This window comes from Pseudomonas sp. ICMP 8385, assembly GCF_002699915.1.
GTDB classification, from domain to species: domain Bacteria; phylum Pseudomonadota; class Gammaproteobacteria; order Pseudomonadales; family Pseudomonadaceae; genus Aquipseudomonas; species Aquipseudomonas gessardii.
In genome coordinates, this window is the sequence record NZ_LKBY01000126.1 from 1 (window position 1) to 17,034 (window position 17,034).

Sequence of the window (17,034 nt, forward strand, 5' to 3'; positions counted from 1 at the left end):
CTCGTCGAATTGATTGTTTTTTGATCATTTGGCGAGTTTAAAAGTTGCGCTAGGTGGTATGCCGGGGAAATACATGGCTACTTCAGACCATCCCTAGGCTCTCAATATCCAGCAAGCAGATGATGATGCTGGCCACAGTGAACAGAAAGCCCAGGTAGTAAACCGAGTCGGCAAACTTTGCCAGGGTGAGTTGCTTATCCCATTTTTGTCGAACCGTATATCCAATGGCCCAATAGCCCACCATCACCGAAAGTGGAAAAACAAACCCTAGCCACTTAGGGTCTTTTAGCAACAGGCTGGCAATCGACAGGCTGATTTTCATTACTACGGCGATTGCAAAGTAGGTGCTGACGCGCCTGATCCATTTGTTGACGTCCATTTACAACCCCTCAACCCGGGAAAACCCTTCCACGGATACACCGTTATCTTGAAAATATTGCTCCCAGAACAAGGCCAACTTGTTGCTCTGTAGCATTTTGTGATCAGCCGCCAACAAATTGATCGTCACACTACTACCGCTCAGACCCGGCGCTGCAGCATTTTGCCCATACGCAGTTTTGCGAAACTCCGCGTACTGCGGCAGGGAGGCCTTATACATGCTGAACTCCGGCATGTTCGCCAGCATGTCCGAGTAAATCACCAGCCTGCGTTCACCTGACACATGCGCTCGCTCAAATCCATTGATGCCTACCAGCTGCAGCATCTGGAAAATTGGCGAGTTTTTGCTGCGCTCTTCCAGCGAAATCTTGTGCACGATGTCATCGAACGGTTTTACGAATTTTTGGTTAAAGTCGCGATCAACAAACTTTTTGTTACTGGTCTGTTGGTTTCTATCCTTCCACTGCCCAGGATTGCAGCGTTCAAATAGCGGTTTTTCATTGCTTTTGAAGTCTTCACCGAGTAGAAACACCGAGAGCAGGTAGCCTTCTGGCAGCTCCTCAGTGACCATCGTTTTCAGCCGTTGGCCCAAGGCAACTTTCTGGGTAAACGGAAACGGTGACGTGTTGTCGATCAACACCACGTATTGCCCTTTAGGTCCCGTAGACGGGCAAAGTGTCTCCTTATCGAAGGTTTCACGGGTGAAGTTGATATAAATCATCGCGCTGGCCGCAATCAGGGCGACACCACCGAACATTACGCCGGCAGCTTTACCGGAAAGCCCTTTTTTCTGGGCATAAATTGCCATCGTGCTCTCCTTAGATTAGCTGCTGCAGCGGCTGTACTTGATCGTATTTCTGGTTAAAGGACGATTGGATTCGCGCTCTGATCATCTCGAGACTGGAGATCATTTCGTACATCAAGCGTTCTTGTTCCGCCAGTTTTAGCTCGTCCTCTTCGGTGCCAAAATTGGGCATCTCGGCCTCAACAAAAGTCACCGGCTCGTCGAAATAGGCCGGCGGCGGATTATCGCGAGGTCGGGCCATTTCGTTTTCAATTCGATATGTGCGAACCAGACTGGTCAGTGTTTCGTCGGCCAGCACCATACGCTCATCCACAACTTTCTTGATGACCGCTTTTTGGCTCATGCTTCGCTTGAAGTTTTGGATGGCTGATGAGGCACGATCAACGTTCTGGTCGATCAGCAGCAAGGATTCGACCTTGCGCTGTTCAAGCACTTGTCGTAAGGCCTCAATTGCAAAAACATACCTGCGTTGCGAGTGTTCGTAAGCCAGGTAAACCCTAGCGTACCCTGGATAACGATCTGTCCAGGTATAACCTTTATAAACGGCCATCAGCCCGAAAATAACCGTCAGGGCAAATAACGCGCAAGAGCTGATATCCTGGAATGGAAGGACCGACGTGTGGACATAGCCGAGAATCAGAGCAATCGCTGATTGCGATTCATCTTCCAGTTGAGGCAGCACAAAACGGAAATACGCAGTTCCTAGACCAACAATGACCATGCTCAGCAAGGAGGCAGCGAACGCGAAATATCCTGCAAAAGCCAGAGAGGGCTTTATATGGTTTTTATAAGTACTGGCCCTGCCGAGAAAAAAGCATACAAACACGTTAAATGCCGAAAGCATCAATGCAGTGACAAATCCGCCCACATAACCGCTGGCCATGCCCTCTGAAAACAAAAAGGCGTTTCCCGCCCCCTCAATGACAATCATCGCGATCAGAAGGCCGCCATTCTTCCATTTCTCATCGCCATCAGACGCCTCTGCAAGCCGACCTTGCAATTTGTGCTGCTCGCGAAACGCCTCCAACGCACGGGCCTTATCCTCAGCTAGCTGCTGAAGCTCCGATAGCTCGCCGTCCATTTTTGAAATGTCTTGATCAGCGTTTCGCTCAAACTCATCACCCAATGCAATCGTGCGCTTGATATCCCGGGTCACGTCAATCGAGTCCAAGCGGTCATCCAGAACTTTGAGCGACCGCTCGCCGTACTTGAGTATCTGCTCACGCATTCTGCCGAGCGTCCCTCGAATACTGTGCTCAACATCTGACAACTGGGTCGCTGTACTGGACGGCACACCCGCTGCTCCCCGCAGTTTTGCCAGCTCAACGACACGAAGTTCCCGTTGGATTTTCTCAGGATCAATTTTTGGCAGTACATCGCTATCCGGCTCATCCTTCCGACTGAATAGCAGGACGATGAAAACCAGGAGCTTTCGAAAAAAACTCATTTATAGAACCACAAAAAATCAGAAATGGAGGGGATGCAGAGATAGGAGAGCACTAGACTTACGTCCAATAGGACGCACAGAAATAGGCGAGTGTCGTGGCCATCCCTGCGCCAGAGTCGAGTAATGGCTAAATAATGCCAAGCGCTACAGATAAGGGCAACAAATCAGTACAAAAATGTTTGATTCTGGACAAATGGTCAGTGCTGTTCTGGGAATACCAACCGCCCTGTTCTAGCGAGCCGGGCTTAACGGCGGCCCGCTGGATATTCCCCATACTATCCGCCGCAGAAGCCTTCAGCCAATCGCCATACAGCCCTTTGGACAGGATCACGACTATGCGCTTCCCATCCTCGGGCCGATCCAGCGGGCGAGTGAGCAAGGAGTTGGCTATCGGCGTTAACGCCAAGCCAAAAATGCATGCTTGCCCCTCAAGACGTTAATAGCCCGCCGAATTGGATTGTGCTCAAGCTTTGGCAAATACAGGCCGTGTTATCGCTTTTTCGCAGCACAGAACCGATACAAACTCCTATGGCACTACGCGCTCAAGCCTCCGTGTTACACCACCTGCTGGACCTGATCTGCTTCAGGCGCTAGCGCAACCACTGTCGCGACATGGTTGGTAATGCCGAAAGGAATGTGCACGGATGGAGCAACTGCGCTAGTCGATTTAAGGTGCCCTGATTGGTCATCGAAGAAGATGTGTGGTTTCAATACGCCTAAAATTTTGCCTTTCTCGATGCCACCCAGGAAGAATGCGTCATTGGCCATGACACCCCAACTCTTGAGTGTATTCATCGCACGCTCATGAGACGGAGCATTGCGGGCTGTGACGATCGAGACGCGTATGCGGTTTTCGTATTTAGGATTGAGCTTTTTGTGCTTCTCCTCGACCGACTGGATTTTGGATATCCGCACCATGAACTCCTTCAGCGGCCCCGGGTTATGGGGCTGCATAACGTTTTTCACTTCGTGCGCATGGAACTCAGACAATCCGTAACCGTCCGCCCAACACCCTCTCCTGAGAGCCCTCCCAATTCGCCAAGATAGTGGACACCATTTTTAGTGGACACTACTTTGGATACTGCTCCCCCTCGTTGCCCTGGTCGCCGCCCGAACTTCCCTCCCGCTTTCAAGCGCAAGGTCGTCGAAGCCTCATACCAACCTGGTGTCTCCGTGTCGTTGATCGCTCGCGAACACGACGTTAACGCCAACATGGTCTTTCGCTGGCGGCAGCAGTACCTAGACGGGGTGTTCGGCCCGGTCAGTCGGGGGGCAACGCTGTTACCCGTTGAAGTTATTGACTCGCCTATTGAATTGTCGCCACCCGCGCCGCTACCGCAAGAACCCCATTCCGAGATCCTTATAGAAGTAGGAAAAGCCAAGCTACGTATCACCGGCACGCCTGATCCACAGACCTTGCAACTCACCTTGCAGCAGTTGCTGCGATGATTGTACCTCCCGCTGGAACCCGTATCTGGATCGCCGCTGGCGTCACCGACATGCGCCGTGGCTTCGATGGATTGGCAGCGTTGGTACAAACACAGCTGGAAGCCGATCCCTTCTCCGGCCAGATTTTTGCCTTTCGCGGACGGCGCGGTGATCGAATCAAATTGCTGTGGTGGGACGGCGACGGCTTATGTCTGTTCTGCAAACGCCTGGAACAAGGCCGCTTTGTCTGGCCCCAGGCAACCAGCGGCAGCGTGTCGCTGACGGCGGCGCAATTATCGATGCTGTTGGAAGGCATTGATTGGCGCAGGCCAATTCGTACAGCACCCGTCCTTGCAGTCTGACTTTACGCGCTGAAAATCCTTAGTAACATTCGGCCATGACCCACATGACCGACGCCCTGCCGAATGATCTTCACGCCTTAAAGGCCCTGGTCTCTGCCCAGCGGGCAGAGATTGAGCGCCTGAAAATGATGATCGCCAAATTGCGGCGCACGCAGTTCGGTCGCAGTTCCGAGCAACTGGAGGCGATGATCGACCAACTCCAGTTGAGCCTTGAAGAGCTGGAGGTCAACCAGGCCGAAGTGAGGCCGATCACTGAGCAAGCACCGCGTACCGTTTCCCGCCGTAAACCATTGCCTGTGCGTGACGACCGTCCCGCCGGTTACACGACGCCGGCGGCGGTCTGGTTTGCTTACTCGCCGGACCGCAAGGGGCAACATCTCCGTTCGCACCTCAAAGGCTTCAGCGGGATCTTGCAGGCCGACGGCTACGCCGGTTTTGCTCAGTTGTATAGCTCGGGCAGGGTTCAGGAAGCGGCATGCTGGGCTCACGCTCGCCGCAAGTTTTACGACGTGTACAAAGACCAGTCTTCACCGCTTGCTGCCGAAGCGTTGCAACGAATAGCGGTGCTATATGCCATTGAGCGTGAAGTTCGCGGCCAGCCGCCCGACCGGCGAAAAGCGACGCGGCAAAGCCGAGCCAGCCCGCTGCTGGAGCAGTTGCACGCCTGGCTCAATCAGACGCTGACTCAAGTGTCGAAGAAATCGGCAGTGGGTGGTGCGATTCTCTATGCCCTCAATCGGTGGCAGGCCTTGGTGCGCTACTGCGATGACGGTCGGATTGAAATTGACAACAACGCTGCCGAGCGCGCACTGCGCGCCGTCGCGTTGGGCCGCAAAAATTATCTGTTCGTGGGTTCCGATGCCGGTGGAGCGCGCGCCGCTGCCATTTACAGCCTGGTAGGCTCGGCCAAACTCAACGACCTGAACCCGCAAACCTATTTGACCCATGTGCTGGAACGAATCGCCGACCACCCCATCAATCGGGTGGAGGAACTGCTGCCCTGGAACGTATCTCTTAATCCTCTCGAACACTGCGAGGCTGCTTGATCCATGCCCAAACAATCTCACCTGTCCGTGGTTAAAACCGACCAAGTCCTGATACTTCACATCGAATTTAAATGGATAAAGCCTTCGATCTGGCGCCGGGTCGCAGTGCCTGAAAACATCACCTTGAGCAAGTTACATCGCGTGATCCAGGCTGTTTTTGGCTGGAGCGATACGCACCTGCATGAGTTTGAAATTGATGGTGAAAGTTATGGCGTTCCTGATCCTGATTGGGGCCCGCCGGTGATTTCAGAGCAGCGTAAAAAGCTGATCAGCGTGTTGTACGGGAAGAAGACGTTTCGTTATGTCTATGACTTCGGCGACAACTGGGAGCTGCGGATTAAGGTCGAGAAAACCTTGCCTGCAATTATTTTTCCGCAAGTGCCATGTTGCATTGATGGGGCTAATGCACGCCCGCCGGAAGACATTGGTGGTGCGCCTGGGTATGACGATTTTCTGGCAGCGTTGGCGGATCCGAATCACCCTGAGCATGAGGCAATGTCGGAGTGGTATGGGGATGATGGGTTTGATCCGACGGCGTTTGACTGCGAGCGGGTCAATCAATGGTTGAAGCAGGCGAAGGTCTGATCAGCAAGAGGGTGTCGGGCGGACGGTTACTCTTCTGGCGCCTCTGAAATCCTGATAAACCCGTCCAGGAACGCCAACCGCAGCGGTCGTTGGAAAGAAATAGTAGGAGTAACCATCATTGTTCTCGAACCAGAAGGCATACGACTCGCAAATTTGATCAAGCTCAGCCCGAAAAGGAGAATCAAGATTTTCGTCCAGTAAACGAGCGATATCTCCACTGCTATAAAGGATGAAGACCACTGCCTCCTCTCCTGGCTCACCTCACACACTCTGCATATGAAGTTACGCCGCTGTCGTCCCAGAGGTCGTTTCTCTCCGCCCATGACTTGATGTCGTTCTGAGCGTTGAGAATTCGTTGCTCGAGATCCCGATCGGAAAATGCAGGCACCGGCATACCCTCGTTTACCTGGTCTAGAGATCGACATCGTCAAAGATGTTTCGGCCGCCCTCCTGTGCAGATGGCCGCATCAGATCGCTTCGGCCAACTGCAGGCTCTTCTCCCCGCTCCTGTGATACTTCACTCACCCAATCGTCAACTCGGCGCCTTTGAGTTTCAACCACATCCTCCACCCTTGGCCATTCTGGGAAAGCTGCACGTATTCCCTCTAGCTGATCAATAAAGTCAGAAAGATGGTAATCAGGATCGTCCTCATAGCTATACGTTTCCTGCTGCGACTGGCGAATCCTGTCTAGGTCAGGCAAGACATGCTTCTGTACATCGCTGTAGAAGTCTTCCCGCTCCTGATCACCAAAGAATTCATGCATGTCCTCATCGTAGATGTACCCTAGGTCATCCTCATCGAACACAAAGCCGTGAATCTTGGTCGAGATAGCATCTCTGGCTGACTCCGGTAAAAGACCTTGCCGAAGCAAGCGCAGAGCCAGGTCAGACGACTTCGTGAATAGGTTTCTCGCGAAATCTCGAACCAGGCTGGAGGCCAACTCTCCATCAGTTTTCGAGTACACGGCTAGGAATACGTGGTCAGTCCTGCGCAGCAGGAAAGAGTACAGTCTGCCCCGCCTCGTGCGCTCCACGTCGGCCCCAAAAGTGACGAACTGATAGCATCGTTGTACGATCGCTGCAAACATGCTTGAGGGCAAAATCGTCGCATTCTGAATGCCCGTATCGCCGCACGTCACAAGCTCCATCAACTGCTCAAGTGGTGTGCCATCTACGAAAATCTGCAGATGATCAGGACTCTGGGCGAGTATTAACGCAAATGCATCTCCAATCGTTGGATGCTTGTACCGCCAAAAGCGTCCTTCAGCAGTATCTGCCACTTGTACAAAGCTTCCCCGGAGACTCTCAAGCGCACGGATGCAACCGGCTTGGTTACCACCCAATCTTTCAATTGTCTTCACCTCATCCCCTGAGAGGTTTACCGGGCTTTCGATTGCTCCGTGCTTCATATAAAGCAAAGCCAATGCGGCCTGGCTTTCGTCATCCATGCCCTGCATTGTCTCAACGAGCCATCGCTCCTGCTTGGCGACAAACTCATCGATACTTCTTTGGTCGATCTTGAGGGCCCTGGTGAATTCAATACTACCCAAGCGCCGAGCTGTCTCGGGAGCGAACCGACTGTGAGCTGCCACCGCAGGAAGAAATTCCTTTAAAGCTGTCCGAACCCGCCGCGGTTGGTTGCCAAGCTTCACATGGTTATAAAGGATTTCTGACTTCTCTCGTGGGGTCAGCTCTTTCACGTCGATGACCACCTGGCTTTCCTCGATTAAAGGAAATGCCGTTCTCTTGAGATCACGCCGTGCGCTGTTGTAGATGTAATCACGGCTAGTCAGGACTACCCGATGGCCCGCTCGGATCATCGTCGAGAGCGCTGGGAGTATCCGGTTCCATTCCATCACCAGGTCGGCTTCGTACTGCATCGCCCCAAAGGCGTCATCAACCCAGATGAACTGCGATGCTTCGTCCGTATTCCAGTGATCTCGAATTTGCTCGGGCTTTTCCAGCTTCAACACCCTACTTCCCCACTTATCCATCGCACACATGGCCATAAGTGAGGCAATCGTCGTCTTTCCTGCAGCGGGCTCTCCAACCAGGAGAACAAAACCATGCTGCTGAAGGGCCTGGAGTGCTTTGCGATAGGTGCCAGTCACAACAAGCTTTGAAAGCTCAGGAAGCTCCGTCAGCAGCGCCTTCGTCTGCTTGTACCGTCTCTCATCCAAGATCTGACTGAGGTCACCCAGACCATAGAGCCGAGGCACATTCATGCGCAGGTTACTGCTTAGTTGGATCTTCTCGCAGATCCATGTGGAGCCCAGCAGCAGAACGTGCTTGACCCCAGCATCTTCAAACGCCTGCTTGATCTTGAGATGGCTCTCCCCAGTCCAGTCGCCGTTCGTCATCAGAACATACACATCACACTGTCCCTTGGCGACGAGTCTGTGCACTTTTTCACGCTCACCAGCTACATCTGACAGCGTGAGATTATGATCACGGCGCGATGTGAACTTGCACTGGAAGACGAACGCGCCTTCATACAACTCATTTGCCTGAGGAGACCACGTCCCCTTGAACCCACCGTCGCGACCTCCATCATTTCCCTCAAGGAACGTCTCGACGGTCTGACCCAACACCGTAGAGGCTACGGCCATACATAACTGCTGAAAGCTATGCCAACCCAGGAGGTGAAGGTCATATTTAGGGACGCTCATCTGACGTTCGATCCTTGCAGCCAAGTCCTGATGCCGGACAAAGTGCAATCATAGCGGAGTTGTCGAAATGCCGTGCCCTGGAGATAGCGGCCACACTACTTTCTAATCTGGATCTCGGGACCTGATCCTTCGATGCAGACGTGGCTCATACGTTCTCACTCCGGTGAGGTGTAGCAATCGAATGCCTACTGCCCAGTGACCTCATCGCGACAGCGACGCATCGTTTGCGAAAGCGCGTCAGCCCTCAGAGATCTATATACTCAACCGATCTGCGCTTCTGAGCTGTCAGAATGATTCGGCTATTCGCCCAAACGACGTATAACTCCGAAACCTGCTGCTGCCCCTCCGCATAAGCATAAAATCGTGTATTCAGGCGCCTAGGTCTGGTACGCCAGTTCGCAGCGCTTGCGCCTGGCTCAATCTGCCGGTAAGGCTGGGCGCGTTCAATGAGGCGTTTTTTGAAGTACTTCTCAACAGTGCTCTGATTGGAAAGGAGATGCATGCCGCCAGGGTTCGGGAAAAGCACCGCTGCCAGCTCATTTTCTTGAGCAATGCTGACGGCGACATCGAAAAATGCGTTGACGATGCTATGTACCGTATGAGTAGCCAACATTTCATCCATCGGGTTGATCGCGCGTACGATCAGGCAACGCTTGGTTGGATGGAGCGCCGGAATTGATTCGAAATAGATCATGGCCATCCCCGCAAGCCGACGTTGCACAGGGTCAAACACCACCATATGCGCGTGCCGCTCCTCCTTCCACATGTCCGTGTCATCGCGCGTGCACAGATTCGCGGCTTGCCTAGCGAAAAACGCCGCCGGATGCTTTGACACGAACGCCTGCAATTCAGTGACTTCGTCATGCGCAGGCATAGCGGTGAACTTGCCCTGCTCGCGCTTCAGCCAACATGCACATGTCGCGAGCACAATTGCTTGGGTGTGTCTGAGCGCGGCTTGCAATCTTCCACGGCCAGTTTGCGACCCAGCCAGATTAGCCTCACCCACCATTCGCTTGGCCAGGCTATCAGCCTGCTCATCGTTGAAGTTCATTACAAACGCCGGCATATGCGCCTCAAGAGCGTCCGGCAAAGTGCTGGTGAACAGCGTGTCGAGCTGCTCCAGCCCCTCGGCGATGTCAGCACTGAAATCCTCCAAGGCAGTTATCTGTCCGAGGTCGGTTTCGAGCCACGATCCGATCAATGAGTCCTCACGACTCGCCGCGAACAGCACACCTAGGTGAGCCGCCACGGACTGAGGATCACGCGACTTGTCGTATAGCCGTTTGGAGCGGATGGCGTGGCACACGTCGGTGAAGTCCTTCTTTGAACGGATCTTCGCGCTGATCGTCTTTGCCTGAACCAGCGCTTGCAGACTACTACGCTCAAGGCGCTTTTCCATGCGACGAATCGAGCGCGCCCAACGCATGGGGTAACCATCCCACAATTTCAATCCAGCCATGTGCGATTCGAAACCCAAGACATTCTTCCACTGTGACCTGACGCTGTGGGTGTCAGTCCTGTAGATCATGGATATAGCCTCAACTTCCTGAGCCTGCAGCTCAGCACCTGATGGTCCGCGCCCCATTAGTAGGCTCTCTACCAACGGCACCAATGCGTCCATCTTTTCTTGTAGCTGCTCAGCTGACGACCACGCATGGCGAACCATGCTCGGCAGCAGGACGCCACCCGTTTGGCTCAAGATAGCTGGTAACCGAGGCAGAAGTTTTAGACACTCGGCCTGAGTAAGCGCTTCCCTTCGTTCGTCGTAGCGCTCGCGTGCCGCGTCGTCCGGTTGCTTATGGCGATATCCGATGTCCGCAAGCACCCGATCATCAATGGCCCTCATGATGCAGCTCAGGTTCTCAGTGAAAGCAGCGAAGTGGTTACGACGGAAAGCATCATCCAGCAGCACACGAGATGTTGAATTTAGGTCCCAGCAACAGAGCGTATGTACACCACGGGCCTTGTAGTACCAGTCCATGATCGCTTTGAATGAGTCCAATCCCTTGTCCTCGACCAAGTACTGCAAAGTGCCTGTCCCAAACCGTACCACGCGCTCCGCTTGGCACAAATGACTGAACTCTGGCATGGGCATGGTGGCGAGCAGATAGTGATAGGGCTGGGCGGCAAGAGTGCCAGCACAACGCATGATCCAGTCAACCAACTCGCGCTCTTTACGCGGTTTACGCTGCCCTTTGACCCCAAGCCAAGTTTCAAGGCTCTGGACACCGATGCCGGTATACGCATGCTGAAAACCCAAAACTGCCTCAGGATAGCCATACCCATGTTGCTCAAGCACTGCCAAGTATTCCTGCAATGCTCCGGGGCGCGCCAGGTAAGTGCAACACTGTCCTATCTGCTCGAAGCTCAAGCAGTATGGAGCACCGACCAACAGCGCGATCTCGGCGAGCGGTTCGCCCTCTCCCGCTTTTTTGTTGAGCTCCAATATGAGCGTCTGGCAATGCGCGAGGTCTTCGACGCTCGCGCCCAGAGCAATCAAGTGCTCGACCAGCAATGAAGAAGGCTTGCAGTAGTGGTCCAGCATACGCTTGAAGTGTTGAATCTGATCAGCTGAATGGGCCTTAACCACATCCAATACAAAGGCCCAATTCTCGCTGGAAGCTTGCCAGAGCGACTCGCCAATGACCTCGTAGATCGCATCTGCGCCTGCTGCGCCAGAAGCAACGATCAACTGCAAGTTTACCTGCAGCCGATCTGAGTCTATAGCATCCAGATCATGACGAAAGATACCCGCTACCTGCTTGCGCTTAACTCCATTGGCCAGCAACAGATCAATGGCCTGCTTGAAGGCACGAAGGGCTTCAGGGGTGATCTCGGGCGCGTGATAGCGCTCTTTCATTTGATAGTCTAGCCAGGCCAGTTCCGCTTCTGTCCGTACCACGTTGGTTAGCACCAGCAGCTTAGCGAGTGGGCCCTTCAACCTAAAGTGGCCATAGCGAGCATAATGTTCGATCCTGGCAAAGCTCTCCACGCCGACCTTACGCGCTGCCGTGAACCAGCCAGCATCCAATCTATCTAGCTGTCTCGCGTTTACATAGGACAGCAGCGGCATGCCTTGTATGGCCTGATCAACGGCTGGGGTGTAACGGTTCAAGCGACACGTCACGACTCTGTCGTAGAAGGTCTCGTAAAGATAGGAACGTCCTTCGTAGGTCCGTGTTTTTGCTAACTGCCTACGCGTGTATTGCCATGTTAGCCAATGCGGGATCAAGAATATCCCCAACTTGCCATACCAGGGCCAGGGCTCCGGTCGGACTAATGAGTGTGAAGCGGGTATACCAAGCATTCGGCGGATATGTATCGCCTTGCCAGGGTCTTCGGCAAGCAGATCGCTGACATTGTTCTGAACCCAGCGCCGCGCAGCTCTTAAGGCAATTCTCTGAGTATATCTGGAGTGAACGTCGGCACCTTCATCGTAATCGGAAATGGCCAGTCGTTTGACCGTGTCTCGCCCTTGCTCTATGGCACGGGTACGAAATGCCCGATACCCACTTTGATCCCTCATTGTCATTCCTTTTACGTAGCGGTGCGGTCGTGCAAACGAATACGGTTGAATCAGCTTCATGGTTGATAGCCGGACAAGACTAAAAGCGAAGCCCGCTATTAATGCTGATCACCTCGTTAATGTCGCACCTCATTCGGAAGCCGATAGCATATATTTTCACGGATGGGCCAGAAGCTCCGTTAGCTGCTCAGGCCGGGGGGCCTGTTTCTCGAACTCGAGTTGGCCGTGGATAGAATCGCCATCAAATCGGTAGATCCCCCTGTAATTAAGCATTCCACCCCACCCATTGCCATGACGCCGTCCACCATGGGCACTTTTTTCACCAGTAACAACCCACACGATTTCTAGTCCTTCTGCGTCCAGAAACGACCGCATCACGTCGCGATCTACGACAGCCGCACTGAACCCGGGCTCGTCAACGGACGGATCTTTAAACAGAATTCTGCTATCTGCTGTGGCGTATGCAAGGGACCGCCCTTCCGCCAGACGTAGATGAAGGCCACGCATTAGCGCTGGAGCGGGAACCGTAAGATTGAAGCTTTCCTCAATCGAATAGTCATGGCCTGAGCGCTCGACACGCCAGTCAGCTACCGTTGCTTGCGTGTGAATTGCTTCGTCCGAACCCATCTCGAAACTTCCATTGATGGTGTCGAATGCCGGATGCCAAGGATACTCGCCAAGGTAGCCATTCCTGGGCATATCAAATGCCGGAAAATGATCCCGATTATCTGCTGATGGGGTTAGAAACTCCGTTAAACGCTCAACATCATCGCGTGCTACCAATATCGATTTAACTTTGTGCCAGGTCATCCGATGAATCACGCGTTCGCCATCGACCATAGCCAGATGATTACGGCCAACATTTGTGTCGAGTACGAGCCAGCGTCGGCCAGCAGGGTCAATTACATCAATCTGTTGGACCGGATCAGGCACGTCTCGCGATTGATCCTCCATCCACGCGACTCGCGATTCGGCCGGATCATCGCGCCAGCGCGAAAAGTGAGGGGACCACCAAGTCGGACCTTGACGATCCGAGTCTCGTTGTTTCGTACGAGTCACAAGGATAGTCGGATCCATCTCGCGTGTGCCGACTTGCCAAGGGCCGCGAAAGAGCTCGGGATCTTCCTGATAGTTACCGCCTACAAGCGAGGTGTCAGAAAGACGTCCGGTCAATTCATGGTAGGCGATCCATTGATATTTTTTACCGATGCGCTCGACTCGGTGCTCATTACGGTCATGGCCCGCCATCTCGCGGTCGAATTCGGCAAAGCGTTCTGAAGTCCATCCAAGCTCATGTGCGCGCCAAGCGACCCAATGGCGCGACCTATCACCGGCATATGTTGGATGCCCGGCTACGGCCCGCTCGTCCCACATACGGCCGCGCACAAAGCCGGCAGCACGAATACGAAACTCCTCTATCTCTCCCTCGCCCAAAAGACGCTCGAACTCACCGATAGTCGCGTCACGTTTTTTTTCGGACGCACGCCGCGCCTCCATCAGCTTTTTGGCTTCGCCGTGATCTTTACGAAGAAAAAGCGAGAGCCCCGTAGGCATCGAATTGGTGCGAGCTGCAATTTCAAGTATCTGCTCAAACGCCGTGGCACGCGCCGGATGAGGCTTGATCGCTTCCAAGTACCATGCGTCGTAAATGTCACGCATGGAACGACCATGCTCCGAGCGTGGAAGTAACAGGAAGTCTCCGGCAAGATTATCGATTTTGTAGCGTGCAAAATCACCATCCTTGACCGCGGAGCTGCAGATTTCGTCACGCAAAAAACTGCCGCCATAGTTCTGAACATATGTGCCAAGGGTTTCTTCGGTCACCGTCTCGAGTACCCTCCCTCCTGGATAAGGAGGCCGAGCGCAATCTAGCGATATGTCCGCGGGCAAAACGCCGCGATTGGCAGCAAGCTCGACGATCCCACGCGCGTGGTCGCGAACGAGCGCGTGGGTTGGTAGCTGGTCGTTAGTAAACACCGCCTCGAAGGCAACTCGCGCGAGCTCGGCAAGTCCCTCATCGCTGGAATTTCGCGTTGCTGCACCATATGCAGCAGCAAGCACACGGTCGAAAACATAAGCATCGTCAACACTGGCGAATTTCTCGATCATCTCGGCGGCGAGGTCACGGCGATTTACCAATAGCGTCGCGAGCGCTTTGGTCGCCATATCACGGACCCAACGATGGCTGAGACTAGTGAGCCATGCAAGCGTAATGGCGACTAGTCGAGCGCGCGGCAGCTCGATTGGCTCAAGTCCATTGGCTAGCACCCACTCGATCAATGTTTCAATCGCGCCGTCGCCATCCACGGCGATGTGCGTCGCGCGAGTCGACCATTCAATGTCGCGCTCGTACATCAGCAACGGTTGAAGCCAACGGTCCAGATGGTCGGCATTAAAAAGGTTGTCAGGTTCAGTGGCGATCGCGAGCAGCGTCTCAAGAACTGCGTCACCTCCGATTACGTCAGCGCATTCCTCAACCAGTTCGAGGGTCCGTTTGGTGAAGGCGTCTTGTCGACGCCACAGCAGACTGAGCTGAAAGGCATGAGCAAGTTCCCAGCGGGCAAATTTGCCGTCGACAACGTCAATGAGTTCAACGCCGTAACGCTCTGGCATTTGTACAGTCAATGCCTCGGCGATGCCTGCAAACCTGGAGGAATCTCGACCCGCCACATAAGATGCGAGTGGCCCCCCAGTGATGAAAGCTGGCGCAGGATCGCCGGCGCCTACATGAGTATCGAGTAGCCTCTGGGCTATACGATGGTCACTTAACCGCTCGAATGTGAAGCGAACCATCTCGTTGATTTCTTCGCCATCACCAACTGGCTCAACCGCGATCACACCTTCGCTTTCGAGCTGGAAGAAAAGGCTTTGTTCAGCGAGACCGTTTGAGTTGTGCAAACTTTCGATGATTGAATTCGCGGCGCCAATTGAGAGATAGCCGGTACCCGCAACCACCATCTCTTCCGTGAGCGCCGATAGGACCGCTTCTACACGCTTTAGCCTTGGCGCCAAGCCCATCCGCAAATTGAGCGTCTCGACCACTGCGTTGAAATAAAAATCGAAAACCTTCGACACGCCAGCCAGTCCACGCGGAAGTTCGCTTTCATTACGACGTTCAAGCATGTCACAGCAAGTACGCAGGAACAGCGGGTTTTCAAACTCTGGCGCGAAATGCGGGGCTGCCATTCGAACAATGCCACGCTGGTCGAGGTAGCGACGCGCGGCTTCAGCCGCCCTTCCTGCGAAACCTGGGTGTTCCAAGCGGGGTAACGCGGTCGTGTCGAGGCCGCGCACGATATAAGGGATGAAGGTAGAGCGACAGGAAACGAGGACCGCTATATGTTCAAAACGGTCGGCAACAGCAAGGAACGCGGCAAGACGCTCGGACCAAACCGCTACGCCATTACGCTCGTTGATCGCATCAACCATCACTAACGCGCGGGTGCCAACTGCTTCGGCAGCGGAGTCAAACGCACCGAGAATTGCGTCCGGAGGAGCATTTGTCAGCCCCAACTGCTCGGCGATCTGTCGCCAAGGTTCCGCATCACTGAATGCTCCACCAAGCATTAGAACAGCGGGAAAGCCCTGCGCAACATGATGCTCGGCGACATCGGCCAGCAAGTGTGACTTGCCAACGCCCGCCTCTCCGCTCAGCAGCAGGCGGTGTGAATTAGCGAAGTTGGTCGAGGGGGCATTGATTTCCTCAACAACGCGATCGATCACTTCGCGCAAATGTTCGGCAAAATGAAGACCGTCGCGACCACTGTCCTGACCCGCGCCGGGTTGCCGACGTAGCTCCCAGATTCCGCTCCGACAGCGGTTGAGCGCCGCAGTTGCAATCGCCAATAAAGCACTCCATTCCCCGAATGGAATGAGATTCGCTGGGCCAAGTGGTACGCCGCGAATTGCTGAAGATATCGCAGCCATTTGGTCGCCGAGCGCAGTGAAATCTATATCACATGTGCCCCCCAGCGCGGCGCCGATGCTGCGTAGCGAACGATGTCTCGCCTCGTCGAGATCATCAGCCCAACCAATGATCTTGCATGCGAAATCGGGATCTCGTGCGAATGCGACTAACGCCTGACGAATAGGCAGTTCGATATTAAGTTCTGGCGTGTAGCGACGACCGAGAGCGGCACGGCTGATCGCAAACCGGTCTTTAAACCATTCGCACCCAAAATGAGGGAGATCGAACCAATAGGTACGACGCCCCACATACAGTGGATCATTCCGTGAGAGTCGTTCTGTGAGCTGGAAACCGCCCCAGAGTTGGATTTCAACTATACGAGGCGCGATGGAAGCTTGACGCGCAATCACCCAGTCATCCCAGCGATCGCGCTCAGACTTACGGCCTTCAACACGGCCATCAGACAAGTCGAAAGGTATGCATACGATGAAGGTGGCGAGTGCAGGGTGTTTGGCTACGGCGTTTTCAAAGGAGTCTTTGAGCTGCCCCGCTTCGCCGCTACCGAGCTCGAAGAAATACTTGGCCTGCCATCCAGTTTCAGATCCGTTGGGCTCGACTCGATAACATTCAAGTCCTGCGTCGGCACCCGCCCCCTTGCGGTGGAACGGTACGCCACCCCGAGACTCGAGCGCGGCAAATTGACAGACGAGCTCCTCGAAACCGGCGTGCTGGCTGCCGTGATGTGTGCGGATGGCTCGGAAATCAATCATTGGTGTTGCCATCGGCGGTCCTCAAGTCAGTTACGGAGTTCTACTAAGCCGTGATAGTTACGCATATTGTATCCGTCCGGCCAAGTCATCTACCCAGCCCCGCAAAGCCA

10 protein-coding genes and 1 pseudogene are annotated in these 17,034 nt (G+C 54.1%); 4 read left to right on the top strand and 7 right to left on the bottom strand.

Annotation, left to right across the window (positions count from 1 at the left end):
• Nucleotides 1-82: 82 nt before the first annotated feature.
• The 4 genes and pseudogenes from AO268_RS25590 to AO268_RS25610 form a co-directional block, all read right to left on the bottom strand.
• On the bottom strand, nt 83-379 hold the full coding sequence (locus AO268_RS25590) for a hypothetical protein (protein ID WP_099170229.1): 297 nt from the start codon (nt 377-379) through the stop codon (nt 83-85).
• Complete coding sequence (locus AO268_RS25595) at nt 380-1,186, bottom strand: hypothetical protein (RefSeq protein WP_099170230.1); 807 nt, start codon at nt 1,184-1,186, stop codon at nt 380-382.
• A gap of 10 nt (nt 1,187-1,196) precedes the next feature.
• Nucleotides 1,197-2,630, bottom strand: coding sequence for a hypothetical protein (locus AO268_RS25600; RefSeq protein ID WP_099170231.1), 1,434 nt, complete (start codon nt 2,628-2,630; stop codon nt 1,197-1,199).
• A gap of 555 nt (nt 2,631-3,185) precedes the next feature.
• Nucleotides 3,186-3,623: pseudogene (locus AO268_RS25610) on the bottom strand (5'-nucleotidase); the annotation flags it as partial.
• Nucleotides 3,624-3,692: 69 nt separating this feature from the next.
• Between AO268_RS25610 and tnpA the strand changes: the two are divergent.
• From tnpA to AO268_RS25630, 4 genes are read left to right on the top strand one after another with little or no spacing between them, the layout of a single operon-like run.
• Complete coding sequence (gene tnpA / locus AO268_RS25615; RefSeq protein WP_080765497.1) at nt 3,693-4,079, top strand: IS66-like element accessory protein TnpA; 387 nt, start codon at nt 3,693-3,695, stop codon at nt 4,077-4,079.
• Nucleotides 4,076-4,420 (top strand): IS66 family insertion sequence element accessory protein TnpB, encoded by a 345-nt coding sequence (gene tnpB, locus AO268_RS25620; protein WP_034133723.1) that lies wholly within the window; start codon nt 4,076-4,078, stop codon nt 4,418-4,420. Before tnpA ends, tnpB begins: the two co-directional genes overlap by 4 nt.
• Nucleotides 4,421-4,455: 35 nt before the next feature.
• The gene (tnpC, locus tag AO268_RS25625; protein ID WP_099170233.1) at nt 4,456-5,466 is read left to right on the top strand and encodes an IS66 family transposase; all 1,011 of its coding nucleotides are present in this window, start codon (nt 4,456-4,458) and stop codon (nt 5,464-5,466) included.
• Nucleotides 5,467-5,469: 3 nt separating this feature from the next.
• Nucleotides 5,470-6,051, top strand: coding sequence for a plasmid pRiA4b ORF-3 family protein (locus tag AO268_RS25630; protein ID WP_099170234.1), 582 nt, complete (start codon nt 5,470-5,472; stop codon nt 6,049-6,051).
• Between the two features lie 411 nt (nt 6,052-6,462).
• Here AO268_RS25630 and AO268_RS25640 read toward each other — a convergent pair whose 3' ends face one another.
• The 3 genes from AO268_RS25640 to AO268_RS25650 all read right to left on the bottom strand — a co-directional run bounded on the left by AO268_RS25640 (nt 6,463) and on the right by AO268_RS25650 (nt 16,936).
• The gene (locus tag AO268_RS25640; RefSeq protein WP_099170236.1) at nt 6,463-8,721 is read right to left on the bottom strand and encodes a hypothetical protein; all 2,259 of its coding nucleotides are present in this window, start codon (nt 8,719-8,721) and stop codon (nt 6,463-6,465) included.
• Between the two features lie 244 nt (nt 8,722-8,965).
• Complete coding sequence (locus AO268_RS25645; RefSeq protein ID WP_141562841.1) at nt 8,966-12,307, bottom strand: hypothetical protein; 3,342 nt, start codon at nt 12,305-12,307, stop codon at nt 8,966-8,968.
• 96 nt (nt 12,308-12,403) lie between these two features.
• Complete coding sequence (locus AO268_RS25650; protein ID WP_141562842.1) at nt 12,404-16,936, bottom strand: ATP-binding protein; 4,533 nt, start codon at nt 16,934-16,936, stop codon at nt 12,404-12,406.
• Nucleotides 16,937-17,034 lie beyond the last annotated feature (98 nt).

Excerpts from the sequence above, each read along its gene's own strand:
- AO268_RS25590 (WP_099170229.1), bottom strand. The coding sequence starts at position 379 with ATGGACGTCAACAAATGGATCAGGCGCGTCAGCACCTACTTTGCAATC.
- AO268_RS25595 (WP_099170230.1), bottom strand. The coding sequence starts at position 1,186 with ATGGCAATTTATGCCCAGAAAAAAGGGCTTTCCGGTAAAGCTGCCGGC.
- AO268_RS25600 (WP_099170231.1), bottom strand. The coding sequence starts at position 2,630 with ATGAGTTTTTTTCGAAAGCTCCTGGTTTTCATCGTCCTGCTATTCAGT.
- tnpB (WP_034133723.1), top strand. The coding sequence starts at position 4,076 with ATGATTGTACCTCCCGCTGGAACCCGTATCTGGATCGCCGCTGGCGTC.
- tnpC (WP_099170233.1), top strand. The coding sequence starts at position 4,456 with ATGACCCACATGACCGACGCCCTGCCGAATGATCTTCACGCCTTAAAG.
- AO268_RS25630 (WP_099170234.1), top strand. The coding sequence starts at position 5,470 with ATGCCCAAACAATCTCACCTGTCCGTGGTTAAAACCGACCAAGTCCTG.
- AO268_RS25640 (WP_099170236.1), bottom strand. The coding sequence starts at position 8,721 with ATGAGCGTCCCTAAATATGACCTTCACCTCCTGGGTTGGCATAGCTTT.
- AO268_RS25645 (WP_141562841.1), bottom strand. The coding sequence starts at position 12,307 with ATGAAGCTGATTCAACCGTATTCGTTTGCACGACCGCACCGCTACGTA.
- AO268_RS25650 (WP_141562842.1), bottom strand. The coding sequence starts at position 16,936 with ATGGCAACACCAATGATTGATTTCCGAGCCATCCGCACACATCACGGC.